The following is a 13,501-nucleotide window of genomic DNA, read 5'->3' on the forward strand; positions in this document are numbered from 1 at the left end:
GATTCCTCCTTTAATAGTCATCAGGCCTTGATCGTCGGGTTGTTCTCGGGCTTGTTGTCCATCTGGTCGCCCCAGTAGGTAAAGCCGATATCCATCTCATCGACCGTCCAGACGATCGGCTCCCAGTCCGGCTCGAAGATGAGGTAGCCGTTCGTGAAGATCTCGATGCGGACACCGCTGCCCGGGTCGATGGCGTAAATGTACATCGCCTGAGAGATGCCGTGCTTGCCCGGCCCCTTGAAGTAGATGCCGTTTTCCTTCAGGATGTCCGCCGCGCGGAGAAGATCCTGTGCATTGTCCAGCCAGTACGAGATGTGGTGGACACGGTTCGGAGTCTCTGCATGCGGGTCGAAGCTCAGTGCGATGTCATGCACGAGCGGCGTGACGCTCATCCACGAACCGGCCAGTTCCCCGTCCGGCATCTCGACGCACTCACGCATCTTGAAGCCGAACTTATCCATCATGAACTGGGACAGCTCCTTGACCGAGTAATTCGTCAGCAGGTTCACGTGGTCGATCCGGCGCGGCGATACCCCACGGGACCAGGAGCGGTGTGCCTGGTTTTTCAGGACCGAACGGGTTTCAGGGGAAGCAAGCGTCTTTTCCATCTCGAAGTATATTTCAAAAGTGTGCTCACTTGGCGTCTTGAAGCGGAACGCCTTGCCCTGGCCCGCTTCCGTTCCCTCTTCCACCCATTCCACTTTGATGCCGTCGTTTTCAAGCACTTCCGCGAATGCATCGACGTCTTCCGGTCGCTTTGTGCGCCAGGCGACATGGTCGAGACAGGACTCTTCGCCTGCGCGGATAGAGAGCGTATGATGCTCGAAGTCGCCCCATGCGCGGAGGTAGTGGACACCGTCTTTTTCTTCGGTTTCCTCAAGCCCGATGACTTCCTTGAAGAACCAGAGCGACTTTTCGAGGTCGGTCGACACGAGGCCGAAGTGGCCAAGCTTTGCGATTTCCGGCTGGACTTTGATGCGCTGCTGTTCCTGGACAGTTTCGAGTTTCGTCATGTTGAATTGCCCCCTTATATAAATGAAAGATTTCGTTGATCAGGCGAAGTACGTATTCGGTTCCAGCCCGCAAATCGTGCGCCCGTAGGTCTCGATCAGGCTCGACGGAGTGATGAACCCGTGAAGGTGCATCGCAAGGAAGTCCCGGTACACCAGTTGGAACGTGTTCCGGTTATAGGCAAAGACGGAGCCTGCGCCCGCGACCATCAGATCGATCGCTTCCTTGCAGAGCTGGTTGGCGTAGCCGAAGTCGGCCTTGATTTTGATGCTTTCCGCCTGGGTGAGCTCCTTGCCGTTCTTGGAATACTCATCGAGCATGTCAACTGCGCGATACAAATGCATTTCAGCAGAGTCGATCTTTAATTGTGCAGTCGCGACCTGCTGGTGCGTGATCGGCGCCTCGCTCATCTTGTCATAGAACGTGTTTCCAATGCCTGCTTTCATGACGCGCTCCATATGGAGATCCATCGCGGCTTTTGTAATGCCCAAGGCCGATGCGACAATCGATAGCGTCAGGGACGGCACGAACGGTGTCCGGTAAAGTGGGATGTCCTGGAGCGGCTCGATCATGTAATGGCCCTTGGTTGCCAGCCGGTCGAGGGACACCCGGTGTTCCGGCAGGAAGACATCCTTGACTTCGACGCTGTTGGAGCCGGAGCCGCGGAGGCCGACGACATTCCAGTCATCGAGCACTGTAACGTCTTTTCGCGGAAGGACCATGATCGCCATCTCCATACCGCCGTTTCCGTCATCGACCGGGAAGCCGAAGTAGAACCAGTCCGCATGCGGGCTGCCGGAGACGAACGGCCATTTCGCCTCATGGATCTGATAGCCGCCCTCCACCTTGTCAATCTTGCAGACGATCGGCTTGAAGTTCCCCGCAAGCACCACATCTTCGCCCGGGCCGAAAATATCATCCAGACAATGCTGGCCGAATGCATAGGAGATCATGTAATCCCGGATGTTCGACAGCGCCACGAACCAGCCTGCCGACCCGTTGCCGCGCGCAATTCCGGTGACGACATCGAGATAGGTGCGCATGTCGGTCTGGTGGCCGCCGAAGATTTCCGGGCGGAGAACCTTCAGAAGGCCCGCGTCCTGAAGCTTTTTGACGACTTCATCAGGCAGTGCGCTTTCCTGATCAATTTTCAGGTTCAGTTCGCGCAGTTCCGGGACGAAGCTTTCCGCCCGCTCTTTGAGTTCCGTGCGGATATCCGTTGCTACTTGTGTCATCTATAATCGCTCCTTATCGTGGTTTAGACAGGCTCGGCAACTTTACCGCGGCTGAAGAATTCTTTTGTAAGATCAAGGAAACGGTCTTTCTGCTCAATTTGCGCCCAATGGCCGCAACGCTTGAACACATGCAGTTCCGCGTTTTCCAGGTAATCCATGACATACAGGCTGCTCTGGAGAGGAACCAATCGGTCCTGGTGGCCGTGGATCAGCAGGAATTCCTGCTTCATCCGCTTCAGCGCGGACGGTGGCACCAGCATGTCGGACAAATGGGAATTCGTGAAGTTCTCCCTGTACGAACGGCGGACATCCTCACGGTTGAAGATCTCGAAACGCTCGTCAACAATTGCCTGCAGCTTGTCTTCCATCCCCTCCAGGTCATACAGGAACCAGCTGAGCAGATTGTACATGGACTTTTTCGTAGGATCCTTATGGAAATTCGCCAGCTTTGCGAGTTCCGGTGTCGGCTCGGTGAGGCCGCCGCCTGCTCCCATCAGGACGATCCGGTCGAACCGGTCCGGCGCTTCCATCGCGAGGAATAGGGAAATTACGCCGCCGAGGGAGTTTCCGACAAGGTGCGCCTTGTCGATGTTCAGCGAATCCATCAGATCCAGCACCTGCTTCAGTCGCAGGTTCATCCACTGCACCCCGTTTTCCGGGTATTCCGTCGGGTGGTCGGTGTCGCCGAAGCCGACCAGATCCGGGGCAATGACATGGAACCGGTCTTCGTATTCCGGAAGGATCGCTTTCCAGTTGGCAGCCGCACTCGCTCCCGGGCCGCTTCCGTGGAGGAGGATCACCGTTTCGGAATTTCCGACGCCGCCTTCGTGGATATACGTTTCATAATCGCCTGTTTTAACTTTTCGCTGTTTGATTACCATTTGTATCAAGTCCTTTCTGTTTCTGAAGTTTTATGTGACGTGACTCAGCGTACTTCAACTAGACTGCGCACCGGGTTACGCTGCGTGCCAAGATCAATGGCACCGTCGTCCGTTGCGATCGTCGCTTCGATGACATCACCGTCGTTCAGGTACCGATCCTGTTTGAGCTGCCTATCAATCACCTGTTGCTTTTCCTCCGGCGAGGCGGTGAGGCTCGTCATCGTTGCCAATTCCTCAGGCTTCAGGTTCATCGCGACCCCGCCCGGCGTGCCGGTCATGAGCAATGCGCCCGGCTTGAGGTCCATGACCTGTGCGAGTTCCTGCAGGGTCTCGAGCGGATTGTAGAGCATCTGGCTGACCAGCGCCTGCTGGCGGACTTCACCGTTGACCTTGAGAGTGAGCCTGAGGTCGTCAAGCCGGCCGAACTCTTCTTCAGTGAGGACCGTGAAGTACGGCCCGACCGGACAAAACGTACGGTAGCTCTTGCCCTTATGCCACTGCAGCTGGGTCAGCTGCACATCCCTCGCCGATACGTCGTTCGTGATGACCAGGCCCGCGATGTACTCGTGGAGATTTTCTGCCGTGATGACGGAGTTGGCGTTCACTTCCTTGGCAAGGACCAGCCCGAGTTCAATCTCATAGTCGAGCAGCCGGACATGTTCCGGACGGAGAATGGCATCCTCCGGGCCGCAGACCGAGCTTTCCGCCTTCGTGAAGATCATGTTGAACGCCGGCCGTTTAGGCGCCATCCCTGTTTCAGCGCGGTGCTCGCCATAGTTCACCCCCTGGCAGATGATCTGCTGCGGCGCAACGACCGGGCTGAGCAGTTTCACGTCTTTTATCTCGACCAGTGGACCTTCTTCTTGGAGTCCTTCCTCCAACAGCCCGACAGCATTCGCTGCTGTTGTCTTCAGCGGCGCAATCGCCCCTTCGCGAAGTACACCCCAACGAACTTTCTCTTCCTGTTCATAACGAACAATTTGGATAGCCATGAACCTTTGACCCCCTCATATTCAACACCCGGCAAAACAAGACAATTTTTGATAACGCTTTCATAACTCTTGATGAAATATTACGACAACGGGTAAATAACAATCAATGACTATTGGAAACTCCGTGAGCGCTTCATAGTTTCCTCTATGATTACTGATAAAAACTTACGGAAAACCGGATCCTACGTACAACCAAAAAAAAACAGCCCGCAGGCTGCTTTTGCAATTCTTCTATACGAGGCTCATTGCCTCTAGTGCACGATACTTGCCCCGGTAAAAAATGAGCGGCTCCTTTTCTTCAAGCCTGATATCCGTCACCTCGCCGATAAAGAGCGTGTGATCGCCTTCGATGTGGTCGTTTACCACGTTGCAGCTGATCTGTGCAATTGAGCCCGGGACGACCGGAAGCCCATCCAGGTAGTCGAAGACACATTTCTCTCCGTCATTCAGTTGGCCGGCAAACATCATGGAATAATGCTGCTGTTCATCTGCCAGTACATTCACAGCAAATCTGCCGGATTCTTTGACACGCTCCAGAAACTTGGCGCGTTCACCGATGGAGATGACGATCAGCTTGGGTGATAGAGAGACAGACATGAAGGCATTCGCGGTCATGCCATATGACTCACCGTCCACTTCCGTCGTCAGGACATTGACACCCGTGGCGAACTTCCCCATCGCATCACGGAACATCCGGTCTTCCATGCAGATCCTCCTCTCCTAAAATGGGCATTGCCGTCAGTTCGGATCCTTGACAACCAACTCTTCAAGCGCCCCCGCAAACAAAGTCGATTGGTCGCTATTTGGCCGGTTGGCCTGGTCTCCCCAATAAGTGAAGGCAAAGTCCATTTCATCCATCGTCCATTCGACCGGTTCCCAATCCGGATCAAAAATGAGATAACCGTTGGAGAACAGCTCAACACGCACTCCGCTGCCCGGATCCACTACATACAGATAAAGAGCCTGCGAGATGCCGTGTTTCCCCGGACCCACGAATTTGATATCCGCTTCAGACAAGATATCGGCCGCACGCAGGATATCCTGGGCGTTATCAGACCAGTAGGCGAGATGGTGGAGCTGCTGAGTAGACGCCAATGCCGGATCACCCATTACGGCAATATCGTGGACAAGCGGCGTGACACTCATCCATGCAGCGACAACCGCATCATTGGGTGCTTTAATATATTCTCTGATTTTGAAGCCCAGCTTCTCGGCCAGGAAGTTAATAATGGCTGACGGATCCCCATTCGTTCCGATATTGACATGGTCAATCCGACGTGGCGATACCCCCTTCGCCCACGATTTGTATACCTGGTTCTTCAGCTTCGCACGGCGCTTTTCACCAGCGAGAGGCTTTTCGATATTGTAATAGATTTCAAACGGATGGCCCGAAGGCAGCTGGAATCTGATGGCTTCGCCTTGCCCCGCTTCCTCACCAGCGGCAACTCTCTTCACCTTGACACCCGCTTCCTCCAGGAGTACGGCAAAGCTTTCCACGTCTTCTTCCCGCTTAGTCCGCCAGGCGATGTGGTCGATCCGGGATTCTTCTCCGGCAGCAACTGATAGCGTGTGATGCTCAAAGTCGCCCCATGCCCTCAGGTAATGGACCCCGTCAACGACTTCTGTCTCTTCAAGGCCGATCACATCTTTAAAGAACACCAATGATTTTTCCAAGTCCTTTGACGCCAGAGCCACATGGCCCAACTTTGCAATTTCAGGAAGTTGCTCAAATTTCCTCATCTTATTTCCCCCTTATCCCCTTGAGAATGATTCAAAGCCAAACAGATGCTTGCCGTAGGATTCTAGCCCATCTTCATACAGCGATGTGATGTGAGTCGCAATCGCCGTTAGGTCGCGCAGCATGACCTCGAGCGGGTTTCCTTTTGCAAGCGACCCTGCACCAAATGCGAGTGTCGCCCGGACCGCGATGTCCATGCAGTTCTGGATGATCTGTACACGGATTCCGTTGTAGACCGCATGATCATACTGGCCTTCATCGCTGTTCAGCATCTCGATGTATTCCCTCATCATGCCGGATGCCGCCTGGTATTTCAGTGTCATTTCGGCCAGCACGCGCTGCGCGGTTGGCGATTCACTCGCAGCCCTGCCGCCGATCCGGATTCTTTTCTTTGTCCGTTCCCGGTACTCATCAATGATCCGTTCCGCCGCACCAAGCGCCATGGCAGGGAATCCGACAAAGAATGCCGGGAAGAACGGTACATTGTAGTACAGGTAGTCCTCATCCACTTCGAGCGGCTCCGGTTTTCGTCTTTGAATGATCTCATTGAAGTTGAGAACCATATCGTCCGGCACGAAAAGGTCTTCGATGATAATCGTATTGCTGCCCGATCCCCTCAACCCGAGAGAGTCCCATTCCTTGATCAGCTTGAAGTCATTCCTGTGGACACAGAAAGCGATGTGTGCCGGTGGTTCCCCTTCCTTGGAAAAGTACAACGCACCGACGCCTACCCATTCCGAATAGTTGATTCCGCTGACAAACTTCCAGTGGCCGGAGATTCTGAAGCCCCCCTCCACCTTCGTTGCCTTTCCGATCGGCGGGAAGATGTCGGCAATCAGGCCGCCCGTGCCGTAGACCTCGTCCATCCGGTGTTTCGGCAAGTAGGCAACCCAGGAATTGTGCAGAGAATAAAAGTAGGTGAGCCAGGCGGCGGATAAGTTGTAGTACCCGACTTTCCTGATCATATCCGTGTATGTGTTAAACGAAATCTGAGGATGGCCGTACTCCTTTGGCTTAATCAGATGATGGATGCCTTCTGCTTTGATCTGGTCCACCACTGCCTGGGAGATCGTCGAATTCTCTTCCGCCGAACGGTTTTCCGATTCGGCCAGCTTCCCGATCCGTTCGGCGCTTTCCATGAGCTGCGTGTAGATATCAACTTCCTGGATGATTGTTTTCATTGGAACCCTCCTCCGATTCGTCAGACGTTCACTTTTTCACGGGCACCGATAAACTGGTCGACGTACTCGACAAACCGATCTTCCTTTTCAATCTGGAACCAGTGTCCGCACTCCTTGACCATGACCAGCTCCGCCTTCGGGATATGTTCCATCAGGAACAGCGAAGCCTCTTTCGGAACGAATTGGTCCTCGTACCCGTGCAGGATCAGCACATCCTGTTTGATCCGCCTCAGCGCACTGACCGGGATGGCGAGCTCCAGAGGCGACTGCGGGAACAGCTTCGGATAAAGCTCGCGGACCTCAGGCTTCATGATGTTCTGGTAGCGGAGCCGGACGATTTCTTCCAGGCTGTCACCAATCACGCTCTCATCATAAAGGAACCATGTCACCAGATTCCGGAACGCTTCGATGGTCGGATCCTTGAAGAAGTTCGTCATCCGCACAATTTCAATCGGCGGGCTCGTGCTGATCGGGCCCGCACCGCCGCTGCCCATCAGCGTAATCTTGTCGAACCGGTCGCCGGAGTGCATGAGTGCACTGAGGGCAATAAACCCACCCATTGAATTTCCGACAAGATGGGCTTTTTCAATTCCGTGATGATCCATCAACTGAAGGATCTGTTTTACCCGCAATGTCGTCCATTGCCAGAATGTCAGGTTCGTATCCTCAGGCAACTCTGTTTTGCCGAATCCGACGAAATCCGGCGCAATCACCTGATACTTCAAGGAAAATCGCGGGAGGATATACCTCCAGTTGGATTCCCCATTGGCTCCCGGGCCCGAGCCGTGGAGGAAGATAATCGTTTCATCGTGCTCCTCACCGGCGTGGCAATAAGATGTTGTGAACCCTTCTGTCTTCAATTCCTTGATGGAGTATGACAATTCCATCTCCCCTTTCGCTTATCTGCTGCTGTGCAATTACAGATTACTTGTAAACGCTTTCTCAATCTATCTGCCTTTTTATTTATATTTTCTGTTTTTTCAATAAACGATATTGTATAGTTGTCTCAAACTCTTTAATCAGCATGCATAGGGGGAATGAGGGGTGAGCCGGTCATCGACTGTACAACCTTCCGACTTGGTGGTTACTTCCGAAGCTTTCGGCCTTCTGAGAAAAGCGCTTATCGAGAACCTGGGGGCCGAAAAGTCGGGGAAGCTGCTTCTTCAATTCGGGAAAAGACTTGGAGAAAACAAGGCCCTGGAGTTAAGGGACCACAATACGGACATGGCCACACTGATCAAAGAAGCAACAAATGCTCATATCGAGCTTGGACACATATCAGATGTCCTTTATCCGGAGATCGAGCCTGGTCTCGATGGGCATGTCGCATTCACACAGGGGTGCGGTACCTGGAAAGATTCATTTGAAGTCACTCTTCATCTGCAACATTTCGGCCATTCGGATGAGTGCTCCTGTTACACACTGAGTGGTTTTGCGAGCGGGATGATGAGCACAATTTTCAGACGGGAGATTTTCGTAAAAGAGATCACTTGCCGCAGCAAGGGAGATCCGGACTGTTCATTTGATGCGAGAACCCGTGACGATTGGGAAAGCATGGGTGTGAACCTTGAAATATACGACTCCACCACTTTCATTGATGAACTCGAAGCCACCTATGATGAGCTGTTTGAATACCGGAGACTGCTCAATAAAGTCACCGCTTACCATAACCGGCTGACGACCGCACTCACCGAAGGAAAGAGCATCCAGGAAATTGTGAATATCGCACAGGAAATTCTTCAGCAGACCATTATCCTCTACCATCCTTCCGGCAGCGTGGCCCACCGTTCCCGTTCCGCCGGCGCACCAGGCCCGGATTTATCCGAACAGTTACTCTCCGAAGTTGAGAAATCAACCATGATGAAACACGGTTCTTCCTATTACCTCGTCAGTCCGATTTACCTCCAAAACAGGCGGCATGGATATATCTCTTTTCAATATGAAACAAGCGAAATCAGTGAAGAAGATCGGCTTTTCATCGAACGGCTTGTCAGCGTTCTAAGCCTCTCGCTGCTGAACAGCCAAGTGGCATTTGAAGCTGCGGAACGTCTGAAGATCTCACTTCTCGACCAGCTCATCAACGAGCAATGGGAAGAAGACGTGCAATTCATCTCCCGCCTAAAATACAGCCAGCCCGACCTTGAAGGTCCTTTTAAAACTGTCGCAATTCAGTACAAAGGGAACTTCAATGCACAGATCGACCGGATTGAGCTGCTGATGCAGTTCGCCATGCTGATTGACAAATATCGATTGAAGGCTCTGATCACAGCCAAACACGATTACTTGATCGTTGTGGGCTATAGCGTGCAAGATACAGAATTGTTTATGAAAGCGGTTTGTGCAATCATGGATCAATTTCAGAAGAACCAGCCGGAACTCAGTCTGACTGCAGGATTCAGCGTCCCGTTTGATGACTTGACCAGCATCAAACCGTCACTCTCCCAGGCGGTACAGGCGATGAATTTTCCAAATGGCGAACGCTTCACCCACTTCCAGGACCTCGGCTTCCTTGGGATTCTTCTGGAGGACAGCAACCCGGAAAAGATTCTTCAGCTTGCCCGCCAGCAGTTTAAGGAGCTGCTCGATACTCAGGATGATAAAAACAAGGAGCTGCTTCAGACGTTTTATGCTTACTTGAAACACGGCGGGAGATTCGAAAAAGTCGCAAGGGAACTTTCCCTTTCTGTCGGGGGCATCCAATACCGGATGAAAAAGATCGAAGAGACCATGGGGATCAACTTAAAAGATCCTTCTGTTACGGCCTATTGCCTGGTTCTGCTGGAATCGCTGATCTTGATGAATCAAATATCGCTGTTATGACAAAATCAGAGAGTCTCGGGTAAAATCCCGGGACTCTCTTAAATTTTGCCCAATAAAAAAACCTCCCGGCAAAAGCGGGAGGTTAACGTCAACCGTTATTCAACAGATACCTGCGGAGCACCGGTTTTTGCCCGCGGCATTTTCACCGCAACATACCAGACCAGCGCCAATGCAAACAGGCCGACGGTGCTGATCAGGAGCGGGAAGCGCCCGATGTCCTGGTTGAACAACTGCAGGATCGCTCCAAAGGCAAACGGTCCGAGAATACCGCCAAGCCCCTGTGCCACGACGACCAGTCCGACATAGGAAGTGCCGGAATTCGGAGGCGTCGCCTCCGTGACGCGCGCGAATACACCCGGAAGTCCGATGCCCATCCCTGCCCCTCCGATGATGCTTCCTACGAAAATCATTGTCAGGCTATGGGAGAAATAACAGATCATCATGCCAACGCCCGTCATCAGGACGGCGACCGGCAGGTAGGAGACCGGAAGCAGATGCTTGACCTTCCCGAATACGAAACCGGCAAGGAGCGTCCCGAACGTGAAGACGGAAATTGCCGCTCCCGCTTCGGTTGCAGTGCCGAGCTGGTCATTCTGGATGACAACCGAAATGTTGGTCACGTAACCGAAAATCAAAGCGGAATAAACCATCTGTCCGAGGGTGACCGAATAAATGACTTTCGGCGTCTTGATCTTGATCTTTCTGGCTTCCTGTCCAATCTTCTTTTCAGGTTCCGGCAGGTAGAGGAATGTCAGCGCAAGGATGAAGATCGGAAGCAGATACGTAAGGAAGCCGTACTGCCAGCCAAACGCATCGGCAAGCATACCGCCCGCCAGCTGGTAAAAGATCGCCCCGATGCAGGCAACGGTGGATGTGCCGAAGCCGATCATGAAATCCTTCTCGCGTCCTTCGAAGAAGTCGGTGATAATGTCGATCGACAGCGGCATCGTGATACCGACACCAAGTCCGAGCATCCCGCGGAAGGCAATGATGAGCGGCAGGTTATCCGCCAGGAAGAACGGCATTGTACCGCCAATGACGAAGAGCGTCAGACCGGTGAACAGGAGATGCCGCTTGTTGAACCTGGCAGACAGTTTTCCATAAAAGAGTGCGGGAAGAATCTGCAGCAGGCCCGGGAACGTCGCCACCATCATGACGATGGTCGGGTTGTAGTCCGGAAACGCCGCGATGATATCGGCCATGATCGACCCGGCGACCCCCGCCGCCACGTCCTGGAACGCGATCAGCACAATGAGGAACTTCAGGAAATTGCGGTTGATATTTCGCTTCATAGGATCCCCCTTAATGAATTGAACCTCACAACAATCCGACAGGAACCGTATTGATCTATTTTTAATCGGACCAGCAGATCGTCCCCCTTTCTCTCCCCCTGGAGATGCTGTTATTGAATTGAGAAAGCGCAAGACCAGAAATTAAAGCGCTTACATCACTTCGCTCATTCATTGTATTTTAAATTTTCTGTTTCTTAAATACAGGAGGATAAAGTCCATAGCCGGTTGCCGGATTACCTAGAGAATGGTGGTAAATAGTTGCGGAAAGCAGGACGCAGACATGAGAAAAGTCCCGTCCGATTTAATCAGACGGGACTTTTCTGAAGTGGTTTTTTACTTTGAGCCGTAGAGCGGCAGTCCTTCTTTCTTCACCTTGATGCGCCACACTTCGTTCTTGGATGATTCGGTGACATAAAGGTACCCGTCCTTGAACGCAAGGTTTGTGGTGAAAGTTCCGGCGCCTTCCGGCATGCGGATCGTTCCGTATTTAAACCCGCTTGCATCGACAATGGCGATCTCGCCGGCCTGGAAGTGAGCGACGTACAGATTCCCTTCCCGGTCTACAGCCACGCCGTCCGGCCCGATGCCGCCTTCAAACTGCGCAAAGACAAACGGAGTTTCAGGGGAAGCCGCAGCAGCCTTGGACGGAGCGGAAACAATCCGGTTCTTGCCGAACTCGGAAATGTAGACACGGTTGCCGTCCGCGGAAATGGCTACACCGTTCGGATAGGCAATGCCGTCCGCAAACACTTCGACTTCACCCGTTTTCGGGTCGAGGTAATAAACGGTCCCTGTCGGATTCAGGGCATCCGACCCGATCGGATCGGTGAAGTAAAGTCCGCCCTTCTCATCAAATACCAGGTCGTTCAGCCCTTTGTATCCGCTAAGTACGGTTTCCGTCGTCCCCGTTTTCGGGTCATAGGCAAACAGATTGCCTGTGATGCTCGTGATAAACAGGCGTCCGTCCTTATGGAACTTTGCCCCTACGGCGCCCGGAATCTCTTTCACTGCCTTCACCTTGTTCTGCTCCACCTTCAGCAGCTCACTGGACATCGGACTCACCATCCACATCGACCCGCTCCGGTCAAAGTTGATCCCTTCCATGAAGCGGCTTTCCGCCGCTCCGTCGACAACCTTTTCCCACTTCGCGCTCGGATGAATGATTTCGGAGATGCTGTGACGCTCCCCCTTCGGCACCTGCTTCGTTTCGTACAGCGACTTGGCTCCGACAAACGTGACTGTGGCCAGGCAGAGTGCAATCAACACAGCAATCGTAACACCCAACTTCTTCTTCAAATGAACTAGCCCCCTCTTTCCGGATTACGGCTTCCCCTGCAGCACTCATGAAACCGTTATCCTTAACTATAGAAGCTGGAAGAAAGGGCGGACAATATGAAGAATTATCGGAGATTGGGGGATTGTTCGTAGGTAATTGTTGCATTGTAAGTTACGGTAAGCCCGACATCCCCACGAAATGGCAATGCCCTTTACTTTCTCTTCCCCATCCCCTACACTGGGGGCATCGGGGCAACCCGGGACACATCAAACTGCATACCGTCATTTGCACTGGGGGTGCCCGTTTTGGGCTGAGACGGGAGCGATTGCTCCGATCCCTTAGGACTCGATCAGGTTAGGACCTGCGTGAGGAAGTGCGGCGAGTTTCATGGCGCCCTCATCAATTCTGGGCATGTTCTGAAATCACGGCTGCATCTTCACGGGTGCAGCTTTTTTGTGTTCATTTTCAGAAGGGGGTTTTTAGAATGGTAGAATTGAAATGTGGAGTCAGTCCGATTGTGGGGTTCCGGTTTACGTTAAATCCGATGACAGATAACTTCATTGACGTCATCAAGGGAGCGCTTGAGGAGGTCGATACATCTGCAGTGTGGATGCATACGGATGATGTGTCGACGGTCTTCCGCGGCAAGCAGGTACATGTGTTCAACGTGGCGAAGGCACTGGCGCTCCATGCGGCGAAAACCGGCGTGCATGTCGCGCTGAACGGAACGTTTTCCGCAGGCTGCCCGGGAGACACCGCGGGAGATGCGTACCTGGACAAGCCGGACGAAACGCTGAATAACGACCAAACCAAACAATATGTCTCATCGCAGTTTGCGCTGTACCCGATGAACAATCCGGATTATATGTCGGTCATCTACCGCGAAGTGGAGCGCGCGAAGGAGCGCGGCGTGTTCAATGAGTCGATGCATTATGCAAGCGGGATCCACGGGGATATCCACGATGTATTCGACTTCTATGAGGAGACATTCACCCACTCCCGCTCCGAGGAGCACCGCCACCTCGTCATGACCGTCTCGATGAGCATCAACAGCCCGTCCCACGGAGGGAAATAA

At 53.0% G+C, this 13,501-nt stretch carries 12 protein-coding genes and 1 riboswitch; of the genes, 2 read left to right on the forward strand and 10 right to left on the reverse strand.

What is annotated here, in order from left to right; all coding sequences use genetic code 11:
- Positions 1-20: 20 nt before the first annotated feature.
- The 8 genes from AV656_RS07900 to AV656_RS07935 all read right to left on the reverse strand — a co-directional run bounded on the left by AV656_RS07900 (position 21) and on the right by AV656_RS07935 (position 7,919).
- Positions 21-1,013, reverse strand: a complete 993-nt coding sequence (locus AV656_RS07900) for a VOC family protein (RefSeq protein WP_063180591.1) — start codon at positions 1,011-1,013, stop codon at positions 21-23.
- A 39-nt stretch (positions 1,014-1,052) separates the two neighbouring features.
- Positions 1,053-2,246: an acyl-CoA dehydrogenase family protein gene (locus AV656_RS07905; protein ID WP_063180596.1), complete on the reverse strand. Its 1,194-nt coding sequence runs from the start codon at positions 2,244-2,246 to the stop codon at positions 1,053-1,055.
- Positions 2,247-2,269: 23 nt separating this feature from the next.
- On the reverse strand, positions 2,270-3,127 hold the full coding sequence (locus AV656_RS07910) for an alpha/beta fold hydrolase (protein ID WP_063180598.1): 858 nt from the start codon (positions 3,125-3,127) through the stop codon (positions 2,270-2,272).
- A 44-nt stretch (positions 3,128-3,171) separates the two neighbouring features.
- Positions 3,172-4,119, reverse strand: coding sequence for a fumarylacetoacetate hydrolase family protein (locus AV656_RS07915; protein WP_063180600.1), 948 nt, complete (start codon positions 4,117-4,119; stop codon positions 3,172-3,174).
- A 231-nt stretch (positions 4,120-4,350) separates the two neighbouring features.
- Complete coding sequence (locus tag AV656_RS07920; RefSeq protein WP_063180602.1) at positions 4,351-4,824, reverse strand: flavin reductase family protein; 474 nt, start codon at positions 4,822-4,824, stop codon at positions 4,351-4,353.
- A gap of 33 nt (positions 4,825-4,857) precedes the next feature.
- The gene (locus AV656_RS07925; protein ID WP_063180604.1) at positions 4,858-5,859 is read right to left on the reverse strand and encodes a VOC family protein; all 1,002 of its coding nucleotides are present in this window, start codon (positions 5,857-5,859) and stop codon (positions 4,858-4,860) included.
- A 12-nt stretch (positions 5,860-5,871) separates the two neighbouring features.
- A complete protein-coding gene (locus AV656_RS07930; RefSeq protein ID WP_063180606.1) occupies positions 5,872-7,038 on the reverse strand; it encodes an acyl-CoA dehydrogenase family protein in 1,167 nt (388 codons plus the stop codon).
- 20 nt (positions 7,039-7,058) lie between these two features.
- Positions 7,059-7,919 carry an alpha/beta fold hydrolase gene (locus AV656_RS07935; protein ID WP_063180608.1) on the reverse strand — a complete coding sequence of 287 codons (861 nt, stop codon included), beginning with the start codon at positions 7,917-7,919 and terminating at the stop codon, positions 7,059-7,061.
- A gap of 163 nt (positions 7,920-8,082) precedes the next feature.
- Here AV656_RS07935 and AV656_RS07940 point away from each other — a divergent pair, with 163 nt between their 5' ends.
- Positions 8,083-9,858, forward strand: a complete 1,776-nt coding sequence (locus tag AV656_RS07940) for a helix-turn-helix domain-containing protein (RefSeq protein ID WP_063180610.1) — start codon at positions 8,083-8,085, stop codon at positions 9,856-9,858.
- Between the two features lie 95 nt (positions 9,859-9,953).
- Here the strand turns inward: AV656_RS07940 and AV656_RS07945 are convergent, their stop codons facing one another.
- Both AV656_RS07945 and AV656_RS07950 read right to left on the reverse strand, forming a co-directional pair.
- Complete coding sequence (locus AV656_RS07945; RefSeq protein ID WP_063180612.1) at positions 9,954-11,150, reverse strand: MFS transporter; 1,197 nt, start codon at positions 11,148-11,150, stop codon at positions 9,954-9,956.
- Positions 11,151-11,483: 333 nt separating this feature from the next.
- Entirely contained in the window at positions 11,484-12,446 is a 963-nt protein-coding gene (locus AV656_RS07950; RefSeq protein ID WP_063180614.1) for an SMP-30/gluconolactonase/LRE family protein, read from the reverse strand.
- A 262-nt stretch (positions 12,447-12,708) separates the two neighbouring features.
- Positions 12,709-12,815, forward strand: a riboswitch (TPP riboswitch).
- 95 nt (positions 12,816-12,910) lie between these two features.
- On the opposite strand from AV656_RS07950, the gene AV656_RS07955 reads away from it, so the two are divergent.
- Positions 12,911-13,501, forward strand: a complete 591-nt coding sequence (locus AV656_RS07955) for a YkoF family thiamine/hydroxymethylpyrimidine-binding protein (RefSeq protein WP_063180616.1) — start codon at positions 12,911-12,913, stop codon at positions 13,499-13,501.

The sequence above is a fragment of the Bhargavaea cecembensis genome (genome assembly GCF_001619585.1).
Taxonomy (GTDB): Bacteria; Bacillota; Bacilli; order Bacillales_A; family Planococcaceae; genus Bhargavaea; species Bhargavaea cecembensis_A.

Bases quoted from the DNA above. Each gene is read 5' to 3' on its own strand.
- AV656_RS07945 (WP_063180612.1), bottom strand. From the start codon at position 11,150: ATGAAGCGAAATATCAACCGCAATTTCCTGAAGTTCCTCATTGTGCTG.
- AV656_RS07910 (WP_063180598.1), bottom strand. From the start codon at position 3,127: ATGGTAATCAAACAGCGAAAAGTTAAAACAGGCGATTATGAAACGTAT.
- AV656_RS07925 (WP_063180604.1), bottom strand. From the start codon at position 5,859: ATGAGGAAATTTGAGCAACTTCCTGAAATTGCAAAGTTGGGCCATGTG.
- AV656_RS07905 (WP_063180596.1), bottom strand. From the start codon at position 2,246: ATGACACAAGTAGCAACGGATATCCGCACGGAACTCAAAGAGCGGGCG.
- AV656_RS07930 (WP_063180606.1), bottom strand. From the start codon at position 7,038: ATGAAAACAATCATCCAGGAAGTTGATATCTACACGCAGCTCATGGAA.
- AV656_RS07955 (WP_063180616.1), top strand. From the start codon at position 12,911: ATGGTAGAATTGAAATGTGGAGTCAGTCCGATTGTGGGGTTCCGGTTT.
- AV656_RS07900 (WP_063180591.1), bottom strand. From the start codon at position 1,013: ATGACGAAACTCGAAACTGTCCAGGAACAGCAGCGCATCAAAGTCCAG.
- AV656_RS07920 (WP_063180602.1), bottom strand. From the start codon at position 4,824: ATGGAAGACCGGATGTTCCGTGATGCGATGGGGAAGTTCGCCACGGGT.
- AV656_RS07915 (WP_063180600.1), bottom strand. From the start codon at position 4,119: ATGGCTATCCAAATTGTTCGTTATGAACAGGAAGAGAAAGTTCGTTGG.